The organism is Streptomyces sp. NPDC088387 (assembly GCF_044753385.1).
GTDB lineage: Bacteria > Actinomycetota > Actinomycetes > Streptomycetales > Streptomycetaceae > Streptomyces.
Window position 1 is genome coordinate 151492 of record NZ_JBIVNC010000002.1, and the last position, 23277, is coordinate 174768.

At 72.0% G+C, this 23277-nt stretch carries 22 protein-coding genes; 12 read left to right on the forward strand and 10 right to left on the reverse strand.

Translation table 11 applies throughout. The annotated features are described in order from the left end of the window. Positions 1-4: 4 nt before the first annotated feature. The 7 genes from ACIQAC_RS05350 to ACIQAC_RS05380 are packed head-to-tail and all read right to left on the reverse strand — an operon-like array spanning position 5 to position 7784. On the reverse strand, positions 5-1174 hold the full coding sequence (locus tag ACIQAC_RS05350) for a mandelate racemase/muconate lactonizing enzyme family protein (RefSeq protein ID WP_402187174.1): 1170 nt from the start codon (positions 1172-1174) through the stop codon (positions 5-7). Next, positions 1165-2142 carry a D-2-hydroxyacid dehydrogenase gene (locus ACIQAC_RS05355; protein ID WP_402187176.1) on the reverse strand — a complete coding sequence of 326 codons (978 nt, stop codon included), beginning with the start codon at positions 2140-2142 and terminating at the stop codon, positions 1165-1167. The genes ACIQAC_RS05350 and ACIQAC_RS05355 overlap by 10 nt, the downstream gene beginning before the upstream one ends. Next, positions 2139-3134, reverse strand: coding sequence for a hydroxyacid dehydrogenase (locus ACIQAC_RS05360; RefSeq protein ID WP_402187178.1), 996 nt, complete (start codon positions 3132-3134; stop codon positions 2139-2141). The genes ACIQAC_RS05355 and ACIQAC_RS05360 overlap by 4 nt, the downstream gene beginning before the upstream one ends. After that, positions 3131-4330, reverse strand: coding sequence for a hypothetical protein (locus ACIQAC_RS05365; RefSeq protein ID WP_402187180.1), 1200 nt, complete (start codon positions 4328-4330; stop codon positions 3131-3133). Before ACIQAC_RS05365 ends, ACIQAC_RS05360 begins: the two co-directional genes overlap by 4 nt. Positions 4331-4334: 4 nt before the next feature. Continuing rightward, the gene (locus tag ACIQAC_RS05370; RefSeq protein WP_402187182.1) at positions 4335-5246 is read right to left on the reverse strand and encodes a carbohydrate ABC transporter permease; all 912 of its coding nucleotides are present in this window, start codon (positions 5244-5246) and stop codon (positions 4335-4337) included. Beyond that, a complete protein-coding gene (locus ACIQAC_RS05375; protein ID WP_402187184.1) occupies positions 5246-6271 on the reverse strand; it encodes a carbohydrate ABC transporter permease in 1026 nt (341 codons plus the stop codon). Before ACIQAC_RS05375 ends, ACIQAC_RS05370 begins: the two co-directional genes overlap by 1 nt. Positions 6272-6320: 49 nt before the next feature. Further along, positions 6321-7784 (reverse strand): ABC transporter substrate-binding protein, encoded by a 1464-nt coding sequence (locus ACIQAC_RS05380; protein ID WP_402187186.1) that lies wholly within the window; start codon positions 7782-7784, stop codon positions 6321-6323. Between the two features lie 294 nt (positions 7785-8078). Here ACIQAC_RS05380 and ACIQAC_RS05385 point away from each other — a divergent pair, with 294 nt between their 5' ends. The 6 genes from ACIQAC_RS05385 to ACIQAC_RS05410 all read left to right on the forward strand — a co-directional run bounded on the left by ACIQAC_RS05385 (position 8079) and on the right by ACIQAC_RS05410 (position 14331). Further along, entirely contained in the window at positions 8079-9188 is a 1110-nt protein-coding gene (locus tag ACIQAC_RS05385) for a sugar phosphate isomerase/epimerase family protein (protein ID WP_402187188.1), read from the forward strand. A gap of 147 nt (positions 9189-9335) precedes the next feature. Continuing rightward, entirely contained in the window at positions 9336-10385 is a 1050-nt protein-coding gene (locus ACIQAC_RS05390; RefSeq protein WP_402187190.1) for a LacI family DNA-binding transcriptional regulator, read from the forward strand. A gap of 162 nt (positions 10386-10547) precedes the next feature. Further along, positions 10548-11999 carry an amidase gene (locus ACIQAC_RS05395; protein WP_402187192.1) on the forward strand — a complete coding sequence of 484 codons (1452 nt, stop codon included), beginning with the start codon at positions 10548-10550 and terminating at the stop codon, positions 11997-11999. A gap of 26 nt (positions 12000-12025) precedes the next feature. Beyond that, complete coding sequence (locus tag ACIQAC_RS05400) at positions 12026-12244, forward strand: hypothetical protein (protein WP_402187193.1); 219 nt, start codon at positions 12026-12028, stop codon at positions 12242-12244. A 191-nt stretch (positions 12245-12435) separates the two neighbouring features. After that, positions 12436-13824, forward strand: a complete 1389-nt coding sequence (locus tag ACIQAC_RS05405) for a flotillin family protein (RefSeq protein ID WP_402187195.1) — start codon at positions 12436-12438, stop codon at positions 13822-13824. A gap of 60 nt (positions 13825-13884) precedes the next feature. Further along, positions 13885-14331 carry a type II toxin-antitoxin system PemK/MazF family toxin gene (locus ACIQAC_RS05410; RefSeq protein ID WP_402187197.1) on the forward strand — a complete coding sequence of 149 codons (447 nt, stop codon included), beginning with the start codon at positions 13885-13887 and terminating at the stop codon, positions 14329-14331. 53 nt (positions 14332-14384) lie between these two features. On the opposite strand, the gene ACIQAC_RS05415 is transcribed toward ACIQAC_RS05410, so the two are convergent. Continuing rightward, positions 14385-15197 carry a TIGR02452 family protein gene (locus tag ACIQAC_RS05415; protein ID WP_402187199.1) on the reverse strand — a complete coding sequence of 271 codons (813 nt, stop codon included), beginning with the start codon at positions 15195-15197 and terminating at the stop codon, positions 14385-14387. Between the two features lie 267 nt (positions 15198-15464). On the opposite strand from ACIQAC_RS05415, the gene egtA reads away from it, so the two are divergent. From egtA to egtD, 4 genes are read left to right on the forward strand one after another with little or no spacing between them, the layout of a single operon-like run. Then, positions 15465-16760 carry an ergothioneine biosynthesis glutamate--cysteine ligase EgtA gene (egtA, locus tag ACIQAC_RS05420; protein ID WP_402187201.1) on the forward strand — a complete coding sequence of 432 codons (1296 nt, stop codon included), beginning with the start codon at positions 15465-15467 and terminating at the stop codon, positions 16758-16760. Continuing rightward, a complete protein-coding gene (gene egtB / locus ACIQAC_RS05425) occupies positions 16757-18076 on the forward strand; it encodes an ergothioneine biosynthesis protein EgtB (protein WP_402187203.1) in 1320 nt (439 codons plus the stop codon). The genes egtA and egtB overlap by 4 nt, the downstream gene beginning before the upstream one ends. Further along, a complete protein-coding gene (egtC, locus tag ACIQAC_RS05430; protein WP_402187205.1) occupies positions 18076-18867 on the forward strand; it encodes an ergothioneine biosynthesis protein EgtC in 792 nt (263 codons plus the stop codon). Before egtB ends, egtC begins: the two co-directional genes overlap by 1 nt. After that, on the forward strand, positions 18864-19826 hold the full coding sequence (egtD, locus tag ACIQAC_RS05435) for an L-histidine N(alpha)-methyltransferase (RefSeq protein ID WP_402187207.1): 963 nt from the start codon (positions 18864-18866) through the stop codon (positions 19824-19826). The genes egtC and egtD overlap by 4 nt, the downstream gene beginning before the upstream one ends. Positions 19827-19900: 74 nt before the next feature. Here egtD and ACIQAC_RS05440 read toward each other — a convergent pair whose 3' ends face one another. Next, positions 19901-21154 (reverse strand): extracellular solute-binding protein, encoded by a 1254-nt coding sequence (locus tag ACIQAC_RS05440; RefSeq protein ID WP_402187209.1) that lies wholly within the window; start codon positions 21152-21154, stop codon positions 19901-19903. Positions 21155-21380: 226 nt separating this feature from the next. Here ACIQAC_RS05440 and ACIQAC_RS05445 point away from each other — a divergent pair, with 226 nt between their 5' ends. After that, positions 21381-21596, forward strand: a complete 216-nt coding sequence (locus ACIQAC_RS05445) for a dodecin (protein WP_402187211.1) — start codon at positions 21381-21383, stop codon at positions 21594-21596. Positions 21597-21613: 17 nt separating this feature from the next. Here the strand turns inward: ACIQAC_RS05445 and ACIQAC_RS05450 are convergent, their stop codons facing one another. Further along, positions 21614-22129 carry a hypothetical protein gene (locus ACIQAC_RS05450; protein WP_402187212.1) on the reverse strand — a complete coding sequence of 172 codons (516 nt, stop codon included), beginning with the start codon at positions 22127-22129 and terminating at the stop codon, positions 21614-21616. A gap of 112 nt (positions 22130-22241) precedes the next feature. Between ACIQAC_RS05450 and ACIQAC_RS05455 the strand changes: the two genes are divergently transcribed. After that, complete coding sequence (locus tag ACIQAC_RS05455; protein WP_402187214.1) at positions 22242-23255, forward strand: LLM class flavin-dependent oxidoreductase; 1014 nt, start codon at positions 22242-22244, stop codon at positions 23253-23255. Positions 23256-23277: the final 22 nt, after the last annotated feature.

Sequence of the window (23277 nt, forward strand, 5' to 3'; positions counted from 1 at the left end):
CGGCTCAGCGGACGAGCTCTCGTACCCTCCCTTCGTCGATGCCGATACCGAGGCCGGGGCCGGACGGCACCTCGGCCACCCCGTCACGCACCCGGATCACGGGCCCGGTGGCGTAGGGGCTGCTCAGGAACTGCCGGCCGTTGAGATCGGCCGGCGCGACGAGGTCGTAGGCGCCGAACAGGTGCAGTGAGGCGGCGAGTCCGATGTCGGACTCGGTCAGCCCGGACCCCATCAGCGCGACTCCGCAGTCCTCGGCCAGCTGGCACTGGCGCAGGGCCAGGGTCAGTCCGCCGCAGCGCTGCACCTTGGCCACGGCGATCCCGATGGCGCCCCTGCGGACGAAGCCGGCGAGGTCGGTGGGGTGGCGCAGGCTCTCGTCCACGGCGATCGGGACCGGGCTGAGGTCGCGCAGGCGGCGCAGTCCCTCGATGTCGTTGGCGGGCAGGGGCTGTTCGAGCGCGGTGACGTCGTACGGCTCGATGAGCCGGGCGAGGCGGAGCGCCGAGTCCTGGGTGCCGGCCTGGTTGGCGTCGACGATCAGCCGTCCGTCGGGGGCCGCCTCGCGCACGGCCCGCACCCGGGCGGCCTCCACGGCCTCGTCCTGTCCGGGGACCAGACCCGTCTTGATCTTGAAGTGGCGGTATCCGTGCGCGCGGCCCTCGGCGACGGACTCGGCGAGGGCGCCGGGAGCGTCGCCGGTGGCGATCCAGCAGAGGTCGACGGTGTTGTGGCGGCGCCTGCCCCACAGCTCGCCGAGACTGATGCCCCGGGAGCGGGCGAGGGCGTCGTGCCAGGCGACGTCCAGGGCGGCGCGGGCCAGCGGCATGCCGGTGGACCAGCCCCGGCGGATCGTGCGGTCGCAGGCCCGGACCAGCCCGTCGAGGTCCCAGAGCGGCAGGCCGGTCGCGGCGGGGGCCAGGTAGTGCGTCAGCGTCGACTCGATGGACTCGGTCGTCTCGTACGTCCATGAGGGGATCGGTGTCGCCTCGCCCCAGCCCGTGGAGCCGTCCGAGGCCGTCACCTTGACCAGGACCCGGACGGCGGGCAGCCCCTTCGCGGTGACCGAGCCGCCCGCGACGGCGAAGTCCCGCAGGGTGGGCAGGGCGACCGTGAACGTCTCGATCCGCTCGACGGTGACGGCGGGCCGCGCCGCGGCCGGGGGTGTCAGAACCATTGCGTCTTGTCCACGACGTTGAGGAGCGGCTGTCCGGCGGCGAACCGCCGCGCGTTCTCCACGAGCACCTCGAACCGGCGCTCCGCGGCGTGCGGTCCGGCCCCCGCCACGTGCGGGGTGATCAGCGCCCCGGGGTGGCGCCACAGCGGGTGGTCCGGCGGCAGCGGTTCCCGTTCCATGACGTCGAGGGCGACGCCCCGCAGCCGGCCGGTCTCCAGGGCCCCGACCAGGTCGTCGAGGCGGACGGTGGGGCCGCGGCCCACGTTGACGAGACAGGCCCCGTCCTTCATCAGCCGCAGCCGGCGCGCGTCCATCAGCCCCTCGGTGTGCGGGGTGTGCGGCACGGTGAGGACCACGATGTCCGCCTGTTCGAGCGCCCGGTCGAGGTGGTCGGGCGGCAGCACCCGTTCGAAGCCGGGCGGCGCGGTGGTGACGCGTGGGTCGACCCCCTCGACGCGGGTGCCGAACGCGGCGAGCAGCCGCCCGGTCTCGGCGCCCACGGCACCCGTGCCGACGATCAGCGCCCGCGCCTCGCCGAGCGGCACGACCGCCCCGTCCGACCAGTCCGGTTCCCACACGGCGTGCGCCTGGTCCCGCACGTAGCGCGGGAGTTGGCGGGCGAGGGCCAGGACGAGGGCCATGGTGTGCGCGGCGACGTGGTCGGTGTAGGTGTCGCGCATGTTGGTGACCTGGACCGGATGCCGGACGAGGTCGGGGTGGTAGAAGCCCGGCGGCGGCCCCGCCTGGGGCGCCTGGAGCCAGCGCAACCGCCCGGCGGAGCGCAGGAGTTCGGGTGTGAGGGTGCCGTACGCGGCGTCGGCGCCGGTGAGCGCCGACGCGATGTCCGCGGACCCTTCGGGGCACACGACGTCGATCCTCGGTACGGCCTCGGTGAGCCGGCCGGGCCAGGTGCGGGTCTCGTCCGACAGCGGCGGGACCATCACGAGGGTGAGGGCGGGGTCGGTCATGCGGCGTGCTCCAGTCCGGTGGGGGTCACCTCGTGGCGCAGGGGTGTCCCGGCGACGTACCGGCCCAGGTCCTCGGCCATGGCCCGGCCGAGCAGCCGCCGTTCGGGGCCGAGGTTCCCGGCGAGATGCGGTGTGACGACGACGTTGTCCAGCGTGAAGAGCGGGGAGCCGGGCGCGGCCGGTTCGGGGTCGGTGACGTCGAGTACGGCGAACAGGTCGGGGCGCTCCGCCAGTACGGTCACCAGCGCGGGCTCGTCCACGAGGCCGCCGCGCGCGGTGTTGACGAGGGTGGCGTCGGGGCGCATGGAGCGCAGCAGGGGCCCGTCGACCATGCCGCGGGTGGCGTCGAGCAGCGGGGCGTGCAGGCTGACGACGTCGCTGTCGGCGAACACCCGCTCCAGCGTGGCCGGTTCGACGCCCCAGGAGCGGGCTTCGGCGTCGGACACGTACGGGTCGTGGCCGAGGACACGTACGCCGTGTTCGAGGAGGCGGCGGGCGGTGGCACGTCCGGTGGCGCCGAGCGAGACGAGGCCGACGGTGCCGGCGGCGCCCGGTTCGGGACGGCGGAGGGCGGCGGAGCCGGTACGGCGGGCGGTGAGGACGTAGCGCCAGCCGTGTTTGAGGGCGAACAGGATCTGGGCGAGCGCGAAGTCGGCGACCTTGTCGGCGATGACCGGGCCCGCGGAGGCGACCCGCACCCCGCGCAGCCAGGACGCCTCGGTGACCAGGGGACGTACCGATCCGGCGGCGTACAGGACGAGGGCGAGCCGGGGCGCGCGCTCCAGGAGGCCGGCGGTGAGTCTCGGGGCGCCCCAGCCGGTGAGCAGGACGTCGACGTCCTTGAGGGCGTCCGTGGTCAGGTCCTCGGCCGCGCAGGGCGGCCGGCCGACGGTCAGGTGCCGTTCGATCGCGGCGCGTTCGGCGGGGCCGTACACGTCGTCGAAGCGCTTTGGGTCCATCACGTACAACCCGGTGAGCTGCTGGCGGGTCACGCTGCTCCCTCCGTGGTCGGGGTGGTCTCGGCCGTGCGCAGGGCGCGCAGGCGGGCCGGTGAGGCGAGGCCGGCGTGGTAGTAGCGGACGGCCCGCGCTCCGGCGTCTCTGAGCCGTGCCACGCGTGCGGCGAGGCGGGCGGGGTGTTCGTCCACTACGGACACGTTGGCGATGACCGGGCGTTGGCTGTCCCGGACGGCTTCCTTGACACGGGCGACGGACCGGTCCTCGTCGTCCCAGCACTTGACGACGACGGCGGTGGCCCGGCCGTCGAAGCGGCCCAGGTCGAGGCCGCTGTCGGGGCCGGTGGCCTGCGGGTCGCCGTCCGCCATGAGGAGGAGTTCCCGGCCGGGCGCCACGGCGGCGATCCGGTGGGTCAACTCCTCGATCACGGACTGGCGGTGGCGCAGCAGGGCCTTGGCGGCGCCGTCGCCCAGTGCCTCGGCGAGGGTGCCCGGGGCCGGGACGCCGTCGCGCATCTCCGCGTCGACGGCCCGCCGTACCGCGTGCGCGAGCGCCCCCGGATCGGCCCCCGCGGCCTCGACTCCCTTGCGGCAGGCGGGGCACAGGCACACGGAGAGCAGGTCGCGGCAGCCGCGGCCGAGGTCGGCGCCGGCGGTCTTCTCGTGGTGGCTGCCGTGCTCGAAGCCCAGCCAGCCGCAGGCCTCCAGCATCAGCGCGGGCGCCGTGGTCACGTCGTGCCGCTCGGCGAAGGCACTGACCAACTCGACCGCGTACTTGGCGACTTCGGGCTGCGCCGGGCACAGGGCGTAGCCGTAGCGCTCGTCGTAGGCGTTGCGCACGGTCAGTTCGGGGGCGCGTGATCCGGCCGCGGAACTGTGGGTGAGGACGAGCCAGGCCTCGACGCGCAGTCCCTGGGCGCGCAGCGCGGCGGCGGCCGTGCCGAACCGGTCCGGGGTGTCGACGGCCCAGCCGGGTGCGACGGGTCTGAGCCGGCTGCCGCTCCAGCGGCGCTCGTCGAGCGCGAAGTAGGCGGCGGCGTGGGTGGCGTGCACGGTGCGGTGGACCGGGTGGAAGGGGGTCATGGCGCGTACGGAGTGGTAGGCGGCCTGGAGGACCACCGCGCCCACGCCGAGCGCGGCGATGCGTTCGGCGGCCGCGGGGTCGCCCACCAGGTCCCAGGTGTAGGCGAAGGCGCCGTTGAGATCGGCGGAGCCGGGCGGCTCGGTCGTCACGGGATCACTCCTTGGTGGCGCCGGCGAGGCCGCGCACGAAGTAGCTCTGGAAGAAGACGAAGACGAGCAGCATGGGGATGACGGAGAGGGTCATGCCGGCGGCGAACCCGGTCCAGTCGACGGAGTGCTCGCCCTTGAAGGAGAGCATTCCGACGGCCAGGTTCTGGAGGTCCGGCTGGCCGAGGGTGAACACCAGGGGGATGTTGAACTCGTTCCAGTTGCTGATGAACTGGAAGATGACGACGACCGCGATGACGGGTTTCGCCAGCGGCAGGACCAGCAGGAACGTCCGCAGGAATCCGGCCCCGTCGAGCTTGGCCGCGTCGAACAGGTCCTTCGGCACACCCGAGAAGAACCCGATGAAGAGCAGGACGTACAGGGCGCCGGCCGCGCCGGACATGGCGAGGATGACGCCGGCCCGGGTGTTGAGCAGGCCGAGGCTGTCGACCAGCACGAACTGCGGAATGATGATGGAGGCGACCGGCACGAACAGGGTGGCCACGATCAGCCGGTGCAGGGTCTTGCGTCCGGGGAACTCGTAGCGGGCCAGGATGTAGCCGCACAGGGCCGACTTGAAGAGTTCGACCAGGGTGGACACGACCGCGTACAGGACCGTGTTGAAGAAGTACCTGGAGAATCCGGCGTCCACCCAGGCCCGGCGGAAGTTGTCGAAGTTCCACTGGTCCGGCATGAGGCTCGCGCCGCCGGTGAACAGCCCGGTCTGGGTCTTGAACGCGCCGGTGACGACCCACAGGAACGGATAGATCCAGAGCAGGCCGATCACGATCAGCAGGGGCAGCGCGACGAGGTTGCCGCGCGCGGGCCGCGACAGCCGCGAGAAGCGGGAGCCCCTGGGTGGCTTCCCGCGTTCTGCGGCGGGGGACTTCTCGGGGGCGGAGAGTTCTGTCCGGGACATCAGACTCCGTACTCCTTCCGCAGCTTCTGTGCCCGGCGCACGAACAGCCCCTGGCCGGTGACGAGGAGGAACGCCATGACGGAGAAGAGCAGCGCGGCGGCCGACGCGTATCCGTAGGCGAAGGGCATCGAGCCGAAGGCCTGCCGGTAGATGAAGTACGACACCACGTAGGTGCTGGTGCCCGGTCCGCCGCCGGTGAGGGTGACCACCAGGCCGAACACGTGCATCGCGTTGACCAGGGCCAGCATCACGATGACCACGGCCACCGGACGGATCAGCGGCAGGGTGATCCTGGTGAGCTTCTGCCACTCGGTGGCGCCGTCCAGGTCCGCGGCCTCGTAGAGCTCGTCGGGAACGTTCTGGAGCGCCGCCATCCAGTAGATCATGTACTGCCCGAAGACCTGCCAGACGGAGATCAGGATCAGCGCCAGCATCGCCGACCAGCGGTTGGCGAAGACATCGGTGGTGCCGTCGGTCAGACCGAGCCCGTGCAGCGCGGAGTTGAGCGCGCCGTTGGACGGGTTGAGCAGGTAGGTGAAGATCAGGCCGGCCATCGCGACGGGGATGATCAGCGGTGCGAAGAAGACGGTCCGCAGCGCCTTCTTCGCCCGCAGCCACTTCCTGGTCATCACCAGTGCGGCGAGCAGCGACAGCGGCAGCTTGATCAGGGTCGTACCGACCGCGAACAGCAGGGTGTTGACGACGGCCTGCCAGAAGAGCGGGTCGCCGAGGAGGCGGCTGTAGTTGTCGCCGCCGACGAAGTTCTCCAGCGGGCCGCTGCCCGACCAGTCGAAGAAGGAGTAGTAGAGGGTCGCGAGCAGCGGCCACAGGGTGAAGCCCAGATAGAGGACGAGGAAGGGCACGAGGAAGAGCGCCACCCACAGCCGGTCGCGTCCTTTGGCGCGTTCCCGGTTGCCCTCGGGTGGACTCGTGGCCCGGGTGCGGCGCACCGCCTTGCTGGGGCGGGCGTCTGGGGTGGGGGCTGCGGCGTCGGGGGGACGCGAGCCGGGGGGCGCTAGAGCCATGGGACGTCCTTTGTGATGCTTGCCGGTCCGGCTTCCTCGGGTGTGCGGGCTAGTTGGCCGGCTCGTAGTCGGCGGTGTACGACCAGTCCGGGAAGGTGAAGCAGTCGAGGGAGACCTTCAGACCGTCGGCCGCCTCCTTCTTGAGTTCGTCCTCGAGGGTCTGCTGGCGCTTCTCGACGATCCGCCCGGCCTCGGGAGCCAGCGCGTCACCGGAGTTCAGGGCACCGGACATCGCCTCGTACTCCCAGGTGGGCCGGTTTCCGATGGCCTTGACGTAGGCCGAGGACTTCACGAGGTCCGGGCACTTGGCGACCGGGAGCGGCAGCCTGACGCGGTAGCCGGGGTCGTCCGCGATCCTCATGATCTGCTGGATGGCGGGGTCCTTGATGTACCGGGCGTTGTCCGCGAAGGCGAGGGTGCCGAAGCCGCCCTTCAGGTACTCCTTGGTGAAGTAGCCGTCGGGCGCGGTCATCCAGTCGAGGAACGTCCACGCGGCCTTGGACTGCTTGGACCCGGCGCTCACCCAGTACTTGTTGCCGTCGGGCTGGCTCCACAGGGCGCCCTTCGCTCCGTCGTCCGGCACGGGGTGCGCGGCGACGGTGTACCCCGAGGAGTCGAGGTCCAGGGTCTTGAGCACCGACGGGAGCCAGGTGCCGTCCATGGTGATGCCGGCCTGGCCGGCGGCGAACTGCTGCCGGGTGAAGTTCTTGTCGTTGTTCCCCGGCGCCAGGTAGCCCTCCTTCTTGAGCTCCTGGATGAACGAGAACACCTTCTGCGCCTGCGGTGTGTTGAGCGAGAACGTGCCCCGCTTGTAGTCGAAGTACCAGTCGTTCACGGTGTACTCGCCGGCGGCGAGGGCGTAGAAGGTGCGCTGGAGGTCGACGTCCTTGCTGGGCGCTGCGAGGCAGTACGCCTTGGTCTTCTCCTTGATGGCCGCGCAGGCGCTCTTCAGGTCGGACCAGGTCTTCGGCGGCTGCGCGGTGTCGAGCCCCGCGTCCTCGAACACCTTGTTGTTGAGGTACATGTAGCCGGGGCCCCAGTAGTTGCTCTCCGAGAAGGGGAACGCGTAGGTCTTGCCGTCGAGTTGGTTGACCCCGTTGATGAACGAGCCCTCGGGCCAGCGCTCGGTGAAGCTCGCGGGCAGTGCCGCGCCCTCGTTGAGGGGCTGGATCCACTTCTGGTCGAGCAGCTGGGACATGGCCAGCGGGCCGTTGTCGCTCCAGTAGAAGACGTCCGGGCCCTGGCCGCTCTGGAACGCCAGCGGGAGCGTGCGCTTGTACTCCTCCTGCGCGATCGACTGCCATTCGATCGTGATGTCCGGGTGCTGCCGGTGGAACTCCTCGGCGACCTGCTTGTGGAAGTCGGTCTGCTCCGCCGAGTAGTCCCACACCTTCAGGGTGGTGCCGGAGTCGCCGGAGCCCCCTCCGCACGCCGCGAGCAGTGGCCCCACCAGCAGTGACGCGAGCGCCACCCTGCCGATCCGGGATGTTCTCCGTGCAAGTCCTGTGCCCATGGTCGGCTCCTGCTCTCTGGGGATGGCGGCTCTGCCCGCCCTGGCTGCCGTACTGGTCCGGACCGAAGCGCGGATGACGTTAGGGCGAGCGAGCGGCCTGAGCAAGCGTTTTCACACGCCGAATTTCAAGCCCGGCGGGCTGGAGCCGACCCATGTCCGCACTGAGCTGCGTATTCGTGCAGACCCATCGACTCCGATTGCAGGGAGGGGTAGGTTGAGGGAGCGCTTTCACAGAGTGGAAGTCGGCCGCCGAGACCGGCGCCGCCACCCGAGCCACCGGAAACGGAGCATGTCGTGCGGGTCCTCGTGCTGACCAAACCGTTCGGCGCCCTGTCGCCGCAGACCCTCGCCGACCAGCTGGTTCAGGCGGGCGCGGACGGTGCCGACCTGCTGGTCAGGGACGGTCAGACGGTCACGCCGGACACACCGGAACGGATCGCCGAGACGGCCCGGGCACTGCACACGCACGGCTGTGAAATCGGTTTCCTGACCACGGATCTGACGTCCGCGGGCCGCGAGGCCGACCGTGTGCTGGGGCACTGCGCCGACGCGGGCGTGACCCGTATGCGGGTGGGCTTCTACCGCTATGACGCGGGCTCGGACCACCCGGCCGACCTGGACCGGGCCCGTCGTGACCTCGCCGGTCTGGCGGATCTTGCGGCCCGCCACGGTGTGCGGCCCGTGCTCGCGCTCCACCACGGCACACTGCACCCGTCGGCCGCGCACGCGATGCGGCTCCTGGACGGCCGTGACGACGTCCTCGTCCACCCCGACCCGGGAAACCAGGCCAAGGAGGGCAGCGAGCACTGGCGTCTCACCCTCGACACGCTCGGCGGCCCGGACCGCGTCGGCTGTGTCGGCGTGAAGAACGCCCTCTGGGAGCAGGGCGGTTCGCCCGAGGACTGGACGTGCCGCTGGCAGCCGCTCGCCGACGGCGGAGTCGTGCCCTGGCCCACGATCCTCGCCGGGCTCACCGGACTCGGCTACTCCGGCCCGCTGTCCCTGCACGTCCACTATCCGGCCGCCGACCCGTTCGCGGCCGTGCGCCGGGACGTGCGGTACCTGCGCGGGCTGCTGACAGCCGCGGGCGCCACGCCGTCGGACCCGACGACGACACCGACCGGACCGGGGACCACACCCACCGACCCGGCCACCACACCGACCGGACCCGGGACCACACCCACCGACCCGGCCACCACACCGACCGGACCCGGGACAGAGCCGTCCTGGAAGGCGACTCGGCCGACCAGCCCCCGGACGACACCGACGGGACCCGGCACGACACCGACGGGACCGACGACCGCACCGACCGGACCGGCGACCGCACCGACCGCGCCCGGAACCACACCCACCGACCCGGCCACCACACCGACCGGACCGGGGGCGGAGCCCTTCGCACGCTGAGCGACGGACGAACTACGCTGGCGAGGGACCATGGGCGACTGGGAGCTGGGATTGGCTACTTCGAAGGTGCCGGGCACAACGGGCAGCGCGAGACCGTCCGCGGAGCCGGCCGCTCCACCCGACGGATCCGGACCCGGAGCCGGGCTCGTGGGCGCGGCTCCGGTCCCCGCCGTCCGCAAGGGCATCAGGCAGCGGCGCGTGACGATCACCGACGTGGGCGCGGTGGCCGGGGTCTCCACCTCCACCGTCTCCCGCGTCCTCAACGGCACGGCCCGGGTGGACCCGGAGCTGGCGCGGCGGGTGCAGAGCGCGGTCGCTGAACTGGGCTACCGCCCCAACGCGGCCGCCCAGGGACTCGCGCGCGGCGAGGCCGGCGCCATCGGTGTGCTCGTCCCCGACCTGGCCAACCCGTACTTCCCCGACGTCCTCAAGTCGGTCTCCGCGGTGGCCCGTTCGCACGGGCGGCGGGTGATGGTGATGGAGTCGGACGAGGACCCGGCGAGCGAGCACGAGCTGGCCGAGGACCTGATGCGCTGCTGTGACGGCGTACTGCTGTGCTCGCCCCGGATGGACCGGGCGGCGATCGTCGACCTGACCCTGCGCGGCCACCCGCTGGTGCTCGTCAACCGGACCGTCCCCGGCCTCGGCATCCCCTCGGTCTCCGCCGACTTCTACGGCGGGATGACCCTGGTCTGCGGTCACCTCGCCCAGCTCGGGCACCGCCGCGTGGCCTATCTGAGCGGCCCCGAGGCGTCCTGGGCCAACGCGGAACGCATCCGCGCCTTCGACGCGGCCGCCGCGTTCGGCGTGGAGGTCACCGTCATCCCCTGCGGCCACACGGCACGGCAGGGCTACGGGTCGGCGGACGCCGTACGGGCCGCCGACGTCACCGCCGTCGTCGCCTACAACGACCTGGTGGCGACCGGTGCCGTGACCGCGCTGGAGGAGGCGGGACTGCGGATCCCCGAGGACATGTCGGTGATCGGCTGCGACGACATCTCCCTCGACGACCTGCCCGGTTCCCGCCGCCTCACCACGGCGTCGATGGCCCGGCACGAGCTGGGCACCCGGGCCGCGCGGCGCCTGGAGTCCCTGATGGCCGACGGCGACGACACGGAACCGCACTACATCCCGATGGAGCTCCGGATCCGCCACACCAGCGCACCGCCCGCGGCGCTGCCGCACACGTCGGGCTGACACGACGTGAACGCGAGGAGGGCGTGAGGACGGAAAGGGCGTGAAGGCGGGATGGGCGTGAAGGCGGGATGGGCGTGAACCGGCCCTTCCCGCAAGGCCGTTCCGGCAAGGCCTTTCTGACGTTACCGTTCGGTAGAAGGAGTGCTACCGGAGGTGTCCCGCATGACGCTCGACCGCACGGACCAGGCCGAGAACGCCGATCGGGCCGCCGGCCTCGCGGAGACCGCGCGTGCGCTGGCCGACGGCGAGGTGACGTCCCGGGCCCTCGTCGAGCGGACGCTGGCGCGGATCGAGGCGTCCCGGTCCTCGCTCAACGCGTTCCGGATCGTGCGGGCCGAGGCGGCGCTCGCCGAGGCCGACGCCGCCGACCGGGACCTGGCCGCCGGGACCCGCAAGCCGCTGCTGGGCGTGCCGGTGGCGGTGAAGGACGACACGGACGTGGCGGGCGAACCGACCGCGTTCGGCTGTCCGGGCCCGTTCCCGAGGGCCGCCGAGGACAGCGAGGCGGTACGGCGGCTGCGCGCGGCCGGAGCGGTGATCGTCGGCAAGACCAACACCTGCGAGCTGGGCCAGTGGCCGTTCACCGAGGGGCCCGCGTTCGGCGCGACCCGCAACCCCTGGAGCCCGGACCACACCCCGGGCGGCTCCTCCGGCGGCTCCGCGGCAGCGGTCGCCGCGGGCCTGGTCCCGGCGGCGCTCGGCTCGGACGGGGCGGGCTCCGTGCGGATCCCGGCCTCCTGGACCGGCCTCATCGGCATCAAGCCGCAGCGCGGGCGCATCTCGACCTGGCCGCGCGGCGAGTCCTTCCAGGGCATCACCGTCAACGGCACACTCGCCCGTACGGTCGCGGACGCGGCCCTGCTGCTGGACGCGGCCGCCGGAAACCACCCGCACGACCCGCACCGGCCGGCTCCCGTACGGCTCCTGGACGCGGCCGGGCGCGACCCCGGCCGGTTGCGGATCGCGCTCGCCCTGAAGCCGCCGTTCACCGCGCTGCCGGCCCGGCTGCACCAGGAGGTCCGGGCCCGGGTCGTCGAACTCGCCGACCGGCTGGCCGCGTTGGGCCATCACGTCGAGGAGGCCGACCCGCCGTACGGGCAGATCGGGCTGACCTTCGTGCCGCGCGCCACCGTCGGGCTCGCCGAGCGGGTCCGCGAGGTGCCCTCCCCCGCGCTGCTCGACCGGCGCACCCGGGAGGCCGCCCGGCTCGGCCGGCTGCTCGGCGGGGTGCCGCTGCGGGCCGCCCGGCGCGCGGAGGCCGGCCTGCACCGCCGTATCGGCGGCTTCTTCGGCTCGTACGACGTGGTCCTCGCGCCGACCACGGCCACCGCCCCGCCCCGGATCGGCGCGATGCTGGAGCTCGGTGGGCTCGCCACCGACCGGGCGATGATCGCCGCGTGTCCGTACGCGTGGCCGTGGAACGTCCTCGGCTGGCCCGGGGTGAACGTCCCGGCCGGGTTCGTGACCGGCGGGCTGCCGGTCGGCGCCCAGTTGCTGGGGCCCGCCGAGAGCGAGCCACTGCTGGTGTCGCTCGCCGCGCAGCTGGAGGCGGAGCTGCACTGGCACGAGCGTTGGCCGCCGCACCGGCTCGCCTCGGATTCCCCGGCCGCGTAAGGAGGTTCGCCCCGTAGGCTGTGACCATGGACGATGTCTCGATGGTCGGGCTCATGGGACGGGTCACCGGCACGATCGGTCCCGGGCTCGTCGGCGAGGTGATCGTCCGGGTGCGCGGCGGAGCCGAGCACTTCCTGGCGTACGCGGCGACCGGCGCGGACCGGATCGAGCGCGGCACGGTGGTCACGGTGATCGAGTACCTGCCGCCGCGCACGGTCTACGTCTCCGCCGTGTACGGGAGTTGAGGCGCCCGGCGCGTCACGGCGGCGTACCGGAGTCACGGTGTTCGGCACCCTTCGCACCAGCCCCGCGACAGGGCTGTCCCGGACCGGCAACAGCGGTCAACCTCCCTCTGTACAGGGCGCGTTGACCGCCCACACACTCCCTTTACATTCGGTGCCCCGACCGGGCACCGGGCAACAGGGGGTGCTTGCCGATGGCTGTCGGCCTTCTCGTGGGGGCGGCGTTCGCCGCCGTCCTCGTACTGATCGGCGTGTTCAAAATGATGTGGCGTGTCGCCGAGCCCAATGAGGCGCTCATCATCTCCGGCTCCAAGCACACGGTCGAGGGCCTTGAGGAAGGGATGGGATTCCGTATCGTCACCGGGCGCGGCACGATGGTGCTGCCCGGCGTGCAGGCGGTACGCAAGCTCTCGCTCGACCTCAACCAGACCGAGTTGCACGTCGACTGCGTGACGCACCAGGGGATTCCGCTGAAGGTGCGCGGCGTGGTCATCTTCAAGGTCGGCGACGACTTCGTGTCGATCGCCAACGCGGCCCGCCGCTTCCTCGACCAGCAGAAGCTCATGGCGGAGCGGGTGCACACCGTGTTCGCCGGCCATCTGCGGGCCATCGTGGGCGGGTTGACGGTCGAGGACATGATCCGCGACCGGGAGAAACTGACCGGACAGGCCCGCGCCGCGTGCGGGACGGAAATGGAGAAGCTGGGACTGATCGTGGACTCGCTCCAGATCCACGAGATCGAGGACCCCACGGGGTACATCAAGAACCTGTCCGCCCCGCACATCGTGGCCGTCCAGCGTGACGCGCGGATCGCGCAGGCGGAGGCCGACCGGCTCGCCACCGAGGCCGAGCAGTTGGCCATCGGGCGGATGGCCGAGGCCACCCGGGACAGCGAGATCCTCAAGGCCGGCTACCAGGCCGAGCAGGACAAGGCCGCCGCCACCGCCCGGCAGGCGGGCCCGCTCGCCGAGGCCGGGGCACGTCAGGAGGTCGTGGTCCAGGAGACCCGGGTCGCCGAGCTGGAGGCGCAGCGGCGCGAGCAGCAGCTCCAACTGGAGGTCCGCAAGCCGGCCGACGCCAAGGCCTACGAACAGCGCACCCTCGCCGACGCCGACCGCGACGCCAGGATCTCGGTCGCGGAGGCCCGCGCGCAGGAGACCCGCAGCGCCGGTGAGGCCGAGGCCGCCGCCGCGAAGGCCAAGGGTCTGGCCGAGGCGGAGGCCATGCGGGCCAAGGGGCTCGCCGAGGCCGAGGCGATCAAGGCGCGGGCCGCCGCGCTCGCCGAGAACCAGGAGGCCGTGGTCGCCCAGCAGCTCGCCGAGAAGTGGCCGGAGATCGTCCAGGCCGGCGCGTCCGCCTTCGGCAACGTCGACAACATGGTGCTGCTCAACGGCGCCGACGGCATGGGTGAGTTGTTCGCCAAGGCGCTCACCATGGGCGGTACGGGGCTTGGGCTGGCCCGCCAGCTGCTCTCCTCGATGAACGAGAACGGGGCGGGCAAGAACGGGAGTTCGGGTGTGACGCCGGTTGTGGAGCCGGTGCCGGTGGCCGTGCCGGTACAGGTGCCCGTCGACAAGGGCTGAGCGCCCGCGTCACGACCCCGCGGTGGTAGCGGTCGCGGGTGTACCCCTTAGGGTGCCCCCGTGACCGCCTTCACCGACGAGAACGTGCCGGGGCGATTCGGCCCCACCGCCACGACCGAGGCCGACCCCCGTGAGGTCGGCCGTGTGCGTACCGAGTACTCGCCCGCGCACGACGGGGATCCCGATCCCGGCGAGATCGTCTGGACCTGGGTGCCCTATGAGGAGAACGACGGGCGGGGCAAGGACCGGCCGGTGCTTGTTGTTGCCCGGGAGGTCGGCGGCACGTTTCTTGCCGTGCAGCTTTCCAGTAAGCGGCATGACAGTCAGCGGGACTGGGTGGCGATCGGCAGTGGGCCGTGGGATCGGAGTGGGCGGGACTCCTGGGTCGATGTGGATCGGGTGCTTCGGCTTCACGAGGAGGGGATGCGGCGTGAGGCTTGTGCGCTGGATCGGATGCGGTTCAACTCCGTTGTGCATCGGTTGCGGCTTCGGTATGGCTGGGAGTAGGTCGTCTTGAGGGCGCGGGCCGTCGTGGCTGGTCGCGCAGTCCCCCCGCGCCCCTAAGAGGTCGGCCCGCCGAATGTGCGTTCGAATGCACTCCGCGTTGTTGTCTGCTCGGTGCGGTCCAGGATCGCGAACGTGACCTGTTCGAAGTGGGCCTTGAAACCGTCGTCCAGCAGGGCACGGAACGTGGTCGCCACCATCTCCGGATCGTTCTGGAAGACGCCGCAGCCCCACGCCCCGAGCACCAGCCGGCGATAGCCGTGGGTCGCTGCTACTTGCAGGACTCGTTCCGCTCTGCTGGCGAGGGCTCCCGGGATCTCCGTCGACCGTTCCGGTGTTGTGCGGCGGATCACTCCCGCGTTCGGGGCCGCCGAAGTGAGGAAGGCCGTTGTGTACGGGGTGTCCAGCAGGTGGCCCCTGTCGTCCCGGAATACGGGCACCGCCGGGGAGTGGATCACGCGGTCCGTGTAGAACGCGTCACGGTGGGTGCGGTGGTGGGCGTAGAACTCCGGGGCCCGCAGCAGGCACGTGTACAGCGCGGAGGCGCGGCACAGGGCCTCCTCCTGGGCCTGGGCGCCGTTGAGGTAACCGCCGCCCGGGTTGCGGGCCGAGGAGAAGTTCAGGACGGCCGTGCCGGGGCCGAGACGGCGGGCGGCCTCCAGGCTGCTCTCGCCCGTGACCTCGACGGACGTGGTCAACGGCGGGACGGACGGGACGTCGAGCGGTGCCGGGCCGTGCATACGTGTGCCGTCGGCCGCCGCCTCGACCGCCGCGGCGATCCGGATCTCACGGCCGTCCGCGGAGCGGTAGCCGCCCTCGGCCACGATCCGCTCGGTCTCCTTCGCGATTCCCCGCAGGCGCGCGCTCATGGCGCCACCCCCGTGAGCGCCATGAACGCGCCACCCGCGGTCTCCCCCGTTGTGCTCATGCACCGATCCTGAGCGATGCTGGACGTGCGGTGCAACGGAGTTTCCCTCACCGGAACGATCTCCGAACCAGAGATTACGAGGGTCGAACGTCCCGATCCGTACCCTTGTGCGAAACGGCGGAAAGGTCTTGGGTGGTTCGGGTGTGCCGGACCGGACCGACCCGGTCCCGGAACGGCGACATGGTGGAATCTCAGGAGGATCCCCCACATGTCAGATTCGGTCAGTGACTGTACGAAACCCCGCACCGTTGTCACGGAACCCGAGGTGGAGGCGCTGGTCCGCGGTATCTGTTTCAAGACCGGACCGCCTCGTACCGTCGGCGTGGAAGTGGAGTGGCTCGTCCACGGGCTGCGATCGCCGCAGCTCCCCGTGACACCCGAACAACTCGCGGCGGCCTACGCCGCACTGCGGAACCTGCCTCTGAGGTCGGCGCTCACCACTGAGCCCGGCGGCCAGCTGGAGTTGAGCTCGCCGCCCGCCGCCTCCCTGATGGAGTGCATCGGTACCGTCTCCGCCGATCTCGACACCGTCCGCGCACAGCTGCGCGAGCACGGTCTCGGACTGGCGGGTTTCGGCCACGATCCCTGGCATCCCCCGCGCCGGTTCCTGCACGAACCGCGCTACGACGCCATGGAGCGGTGCCTGGACCGTACCGGCCCCGCCGGGCGCGCCATGATGTGCTCCTCCGCCTCCGTCCAGGTCTGCCTGGACGCCGGGTACGAGGAGCCGGGGCCGCTCGGACACGGGCGGCGCTGGTGGCTCGCGCACCAGCTGGGCGCGGTCCTGGTGGCCGCGTTCGCCAACTCCCCGCTGGCCGGACGCACTCCCACCGGCTGGCTCTCCACCCGGCAGCTGAACTGGATGGAGATCGGCCCCGGCCGCGCCGGCGCCCCCGGCCTGGACGGGGACCCCCGCGACGGCTGGGCCCGGCACGTGCTGGACGCCCCGGTGATGTGTGTGCGCCGGGACGCCGGGCCGTGGGACGTGCCGGAGGGGCTGACCTTCCGGGAGTGGACCCGGTCGGCGGCACCGCCGACGCGGGACGATCTCGACTACCACATCAGCACCCTGTTCCCGCCGGTCAGACCGCGCGGGCACCTGGAGCTGCGCATGATCGACGCGCAGCCCGGTGAGGACGGCTGGGTGGTGCCGCTGGCGGTGACGACGGCGCTCTTCGACGATCCGGCGGCGGCCGAGACCGCCTACCGGGCCGTGAAGCCGCTGGCGGAGCGTGCCGGGCCGCTGCCCGCGCCGCACAACCCGCTGTGGTCCGCCGCCGCCCGGCACGCGCTGGCCGATCCCGAGCTGCACGAGGCGGCCCGGATCTGTTTCGCGGCGGCCGTGGAGGCACTTCCGCGGCTCGGCGCCACCACCGAGGTCATGGACGCCGTACGGGCGTACCAGGACCGCCATGTCATACGGGGCCGTACTCCGGCCGACGAACTGCTCGACCGGCTGAGCGGCACGGAAGGCCGCCCGCACGGGAAGGACATCCGAACATGACCGACCCCGACTTCGACGTCGAGGCGTTCCGCGTGCGGGCGCTGACCACCCTCGTCACCGCCAGGGAGCGCACCACACTGCTGACCTCCTGCGTGGAGGAGCCGGACCTGACCGCACAGCACTCGCCGCTGATGTCGCCGCTGGTCTGGGACCTGGCGCACATCGGCAACCAGGAGGAGCAGTGGCTGCTGCGGGCCGTCGCCGGGCAGGACGCGATCCGGCCCGAGATCGACAGCCTCTACGACGCCTTCGAGCATCCCCGCTCGGAGCGGCCCTCGCTGCCGCTGCTGTCGCCGCGCGAGGCCCGCGGTTACGCGGCGGACGTGCGCAACCGCGCCCTGGACGTGCTGGAGTCGGCCGCCTTCCACGGCACGACCCGGCTGACCGAGGCCGGATTCGCGTTCGGGATGATCGCGCAGCACGAGCAGCAGCACGACGAGACCATGCTCATCACGCATCAGCTCCGCAAGGGCCCGCAGGCGCTGCACGCCCCCGACCCCGGGCCGGCGCCGCTGCACACCGGGCCGGCCGAGGTGCTGGTGCCGGGCGGCCCGTTCGCCATGGGCACCTCCTCGGAGCCGTGGGCCCTGGACAACGAGGGCCCGGCGCACGTCCGTGAGGTGGCGCCGTTCTACATCGACACCGCGCCGGTGACGAACGAGGCGTACCTGGACTTCATGGAGGACGGCGGATACCACGTCGAGCGGTGGTGGTCGCCGGCCGGCTGGGCGCACATCACCAAGCACCGGATCGACGCCCCGCTGTTCTGGCGGCTGGACGGCGGGCAGTTCCTGCGGCGCCGCTTCGGTGTCACCGAGCCGGTGCCGTTCGACGAGCCGGTGATGCACGTGAGCTGGTACGAGGCCGACGCGTACGCCCGCTGGGCCGGGCGGCGGCTGCCCACCGAGGCCGAGTGGGAGAAGGCGGCCCGCCACGATCCCCTCACCGACCGCTCGATGCGCTACCCGTGGGGCGACGAGGACCCGACCCCCGAGCACGCCAACCTGGGCCAGCGCCATCTGCGCCCGGCACCGGCGGGCAGCTACCCGGCAGGCGAGTCGCCGCTGGGAGTGCGGCAGTTGATCGGTGACGTGTGGGAGTGGACGTCGAGCGACTTCCAGCCGTACCCGGGGTTCCGGGCGTTCCCGTACAAGGAGTACTCGGAGGTGTTCTTCGGGCCGGAGCACAAGGTGCTGCGGGGCGGTTCGTTCGCCGTGGACGAGGTGGCCTGCCGGGGCACGTTCCGCAACTGGGACCTGCCGATCCGGCGGCAGATCTTCTCCGGTTTCCGCACCGCGCGCTCGGGGGCCGTCTGATGTGCCGCCACCTTGCCTATCTGGGCCCGCCCCGGCCGCTGGGCGCACTGCTGTCGGAGCCGCCGCACAGCCTGTACCGGCAGTCGTGGGCACCGCGGCGGCAGCGGCACGGGACGGTGAACGCCGACGGTTTCGGCGTCGGCTGGTACGCGGAGGGCGATCCGGTGCCGGCCCGCTACCGCCGTACCGGACCCGTCTGGGCGGACCAGTCCTTCGTCGACCTCGCGCGGGTCGTCCGGACCACGGCATTGCTCGGTGCCGTACGGGACGCGACGCTCGCGGGCGCCGACGGGGAGGCCGCGGCGGCCCCGTTCGCCGGTGACCGGTGGCTGTTCAGCCACAACGGGGCCGTGGCGGGCTGGCCCGACGCGCTCGCGCCGCTCGCCCCGGAGCTGCCGCCGGTCGCGCTGCTGTCCATGGAGGCGCGCACCGACTCGGCGTTCCTGTGGGCGATGGTGCTGCACCGGCTGCGCGCCGGGGACGACCTGGGCCGGGCGCTTTCGGACCCGGTCCGCGCGGTCGCCGCGGCGGCCCCGGCGTCCCGGCTCAACCTGCTGCTAACCGACGGCGTCTCGATCGCCGCGACCACCTGGGGCGACAGCCTCTGGTATCTCTCCCGGCCCGGTCAGGGCACGGTCGTCGCCTCCGAGCCGTACGACGACGACCCGCAGTGGCAGGAGGTTCCCGACCGCACGCTGCTCACCGCACGCCGCGCCGAAGTGCTGCTCACGCCGCTCAAGGAACCGAGCACCGAGCCGGTCACCGCACCCCGCAAGGAGCCCTGCACGTGAGTCCGTTCCGAGTCACCCGCACCCTGCCCGAGGACGCCACGGACGCCGCCCTGCGCGCGGACGTCCTGCGTGGCCTGACCGGCTCGCCCAAGACACTGCCGCCGAAGTGGTTCTACGACGCGCGCGGCAGCGAGCTGTTCGAGGAGATCACCGAGCTGCCCGAGTACTACCCGACCCGGGCGGAGCGGGAGATCCTGATCGCCCGCTCCGGTGAGATCGCGGCCGCGGCCGGCGCCCGCACCCTGGTCGAACTGGGCTCCGGTTCCTCGGAGAAGACCCGCCATCTGCTGGACTCGCTGACCGGGCTCGGCGTGTACGTCCCGGTCGACGTCAGCGAGAGCGCCCTCACCCAGGCCGGTGAGGCGCTCGTCGCCGAACGGCCCGGTCTGGACGTGCACGCCCTGATCGCGGACTTCACCGCGGCGATCGCCCTGCCGGACACCCCGGGGCCGCGGCTCATCGCGTTCCTCGGCGGCACGATCGGCAATCTGCTGCCCGCGGAGCGCGCGGAGTTCCTGGCGTCGGTGCGTGCGCTGCTCTCCCCGGGCGACGCCCTGCTGCTCGGCACCGACCTGGTGAAGGACGAGGGGGTGCTGGTCCGGGCGTACGACGACGCGGCCGGGGTGACGGCCGCGTTCAACAAGAACGTCCTGAGCGTGGTCAACCGGGAACTGGGCGCCGACTTCGATCCCGGCGCCTTCGACCATGTCGCCCTGTGGGACGCCGGCAACGAGTGGATCGAGATGCGGCTGCGGTCCCGCGTCGCGCAGACCGTGAAGGTGCCCGCCCTCGATCTCGCCGTGGACTTCGGTGCGGGCGAGGAGCTGCGCACCGAGGTGTCGGCGAAGTTCCGGAAGGAGGGAGTGCGCGCGGAACTGGCCGCCGCCGGGCTGGAGCTGGCCCACTGGTGGACGGACGCGGAGGGCCGGTTCGCGCTGTCGCTGAGCGTGGTGCGCTGACGCCGTAGCAGGGTCATGGGTGAGGCCCTCGCCGCCGGTCGTGCGGCGAGGGCCTCACTGTGCCGGGGCAGCCGCTATGAGAGGGACAGCGCCTCGGTGATCAGTTCGGAGGCCTTGCGGGCCTCCTCCTCCGGGTCGCCCCCGGTCAGGACCTTCGTCATGTACGCCTTGATGGGGTTGTCGGCCTCGACCTTGGCCCACTCGGGAGTGGTGGGGGTCGCGCGGCCCTGTGCGGCGCCCGCCGCCATGGCGGCGACGCCCTCCTCGCCGGCCACGGCGGTGGCGAGCTTGGCCTTGTTGGGCACGTAGTTCATGGTCCGCGCGAGGTCGGTGTTCCACTTGGCGCCGGCGAGCGCCTCGACGACCGCGATGGCGCCCTCGTTGTTGTCGGTGTGCTTCGGGATGATCAGGTCGGAGCCGCCGGTGAAGACGGCGCCGGGGGTGTCGGCCGACTCGCCGGGCACCGGGAAGTAGCCGAGCTGGTCCTCCAGTTCCGGGTTCTTGTCCAGGATGGCCTGGGCGCTGCCCGGTACGGCGATGATCTGCGCGACCTGTTCCTCGGCGAACACGTCGGTCAGCGGCGGCTTCTGCTCGTCGGAGTCGACCGGGCCCTTGCCGAGTTCCTGCAACTGCCCGTAGAACTCCATACCGCGCAGGGCCTCCGGGGCGTCCAGGGTGCCCTCCCAGGTGCCCCCCGCCTCCGTGGCGAGGTCGCCGCCCTCGTCCCAGATGAAGCCGGCCAGGGTGTACCAGTCCTGTCCGGCGAGGTAGATGCCCTGGTTCCCGTCGGCGTTGAGCTTCTCGGTGGCGGTGAGCCAGTCGTCGCGGGTCTTGGGCGGGTCGGTGATGCCGGCCTGCTCGAAGAGGTCCTTGCGGTAGATGACGACGCGGTTGGCCGCGTACCAGGGGATGCCGTACTGGTGGGAGCGGAGCTGGCCGGGCTCGGAGAGGCCCGGCAGCCAGTCCTTGCTGCCCCAGTCGCGCACCGACTCCAGGGTGAGGTCGACGAGCCGGCCGCCGTCGACGTACTGCGGGACCTGGGTGTTGCCGACCTCGATGACATCGGGTCCGTCGGCGGTCTCCTCCTCCAGGGCGGCCGTCACCTTGGGGCCGATGCCGGTCCACTCCTGGATCTTGAAGTCCAAGGCGATGTCGGTGTGCTCGCGCTCGAAGTCCTCGGTGAAGCGGTCCAGGAACTCCTGGGACGCGCTGTCCTTCATCAGCCACACGGTCACGGTGTGGCGATCTCCGTCGGAGCCGGGCAGTACGCCGCAGCCGCTCACGAGAGAGGCGGACACACACACTAAGGCCAGTAGGCGAGGTCTCACGGGGGTCGGTCCTGTTCTGTCTTGCGGACAGGGAAAAGGGGACCCGACATGGGGGGACGAGCAGATGCTCGTACGGGTGTGCCGATTTTGGTATGGACCAATGCGGAGGTCAAGGGGCGACAGGGCACAAGTCCGATGTCTCGCGCTCCGCACCAGCTTGGGGCACGGTGGAGTGACGCGTGACACACCCGTCACGGCGGAGGTCAGCGCGGAGAGGAGCACCCGTATGTCCGACCACGTCTACCGGATCACGGAGATCGTCGGCAGCTCGCACGAGGGCGTCGACCAGGCGGTGCGCAACGGCATCGCCCGCGCGTCCCAGACCCTGCGCAATCTCGACTGGTTCGAGGTCACGCAGGTCAGGGGGCAGATCGAGAACGGGAACATCGAGCACTGGCAGGTCGGTCTGAAGGTGGGCTTCCGGCTCGACGACGAGGACTGAGCGGGCCGCGTCCGTCCTCAGGTCCGGCCCTCCTGCTCCTGGGCCGTCTCCAGTTCGGCGGAGGCGTCCGCCCAGCGGGCCCGCACCACGGTGAAACCGGCCCGCTCGACGGCGTCACAGACCAGTTCGTCGTCGTCGACCAGCATCCGCACGTCCCGGTCGCGGGCGAGCCTGCGCAGGGCCTCCGGCTTGGTCTGCCGGGCGGGCCGCCGGTCACCTCTTCCCCCACCCGCCGGCCCGGCGTCGCGCCGCATGTACAGGCGCCCTTCAGGGAGTCCGTGTGCGGCGAGCCAGTCGACCGTGTCCCGCCGGCAGCGTTCGGGCCGTCCGGTCAGATAGACGACCTCGCACTCCTCGGCGCTCGCCAGGGCCAGCGCGACCCCCTCGGCGAGCGGCGGGTCGTGCGGCGCGGCGGCGAAGAAGGCGTCCCAGTCCCGCGGCCGGGTCTCCAGGAAGCGCCGGCGGTGGGCCGTGTCGGCGAGGGTGTTGTCCAGGTCGAACACGGCGAGCGGGCGTCGGCTGTCGGCAGTCACGCGGCCCAGCGTAGACAGCGGGTCGGACACGGGGACTCCCGAGCGCGGAGAGCGTCTTGGTACGGGGAGCGGGCACGGGGAATGCCCCGCCACCCGAGGTGTTGAACCCGGTGTGAGTTCAGCGATCGCACGGACCCGTTTCTCCGTCCTCGACCGTTCCCGCACCCGCGAGGGGCGTCCGGGAGCGGAGGCGCTGCGTGACACCGTGCGGCTGGCGACGGAGCTGGAGCCGCTCGGCTACCACCGGTTCTGGGTGTCGGAGCACCACGGGGTGCCCGGCGTCGCCGGATCCGCGCCGACCGTACTGGCCGCCGCGGTGGCCGCCGCCACCAGCACCCTGCGGGTCGGCACCGGCGGTGTGATGCTGCCCAACCACCAACCACTCGTCGTGGCCGAGCAGTTCGGCGTCCTGGAGTCACTGTTCCCGGGCCGCGTCGACATGGGCCTCGGCCGTTCGGTCGGCTTCACCACCGGGGTGCGCAAGGCGCTCGGCCGGGACAAGGACATGGCCGACGACTTCGAGGGACAGCTCGCCGAACTCCTCGGCTGGTTCCGCGGCACCTCGCCGACCGGTGTGCGTGCCCGCCCCTCGGAGGGCCTGACCGTCCCGCCGTTCGTCCTCGCGATGGGCGAGGGCGCGGAGATCGCCGCCCGCGCGGGCCTGCCGATGGTCATCGGCGACCTCAGGAACCGGGAGAAGATGCGGCGCGGCATCGACCACTACCGCGACCACTTCCGCCCCTCCGAGTGGGCCCGGGAGCCCTACGTCGTCATCTCCGGCACGATCGCGGTCGCCGCGACCCCCGAGGACGCCCGGCGGCTGCTGGTCCCGGAGGCCTGGTCGATGGCGTACTCGCGCACCCACGGCACGTTTCCCCCGCTGCCGCCCGCCGAGCGCGTCGAGGAACTGAGCATGACCGACAGGGAACGCGGCTTCTACGAGTCCGGCCTCACCGGACAGCTCGCGGGCACCGAGGAGCAGGTCGCCCACGAACTGGAGACGGTACTGAAGGAGACGGCGGCGGACGAGGTGCTGGTGACGACCAGCACGTACGACCGCGCGGCCCTGCTGGACTCCTACCGGCGCCTCGCCGCGGTCGTCGGCCGCGCCCGGGCCGTGTCCTAGCGCGGGTCGAGGGCGGGCAGGA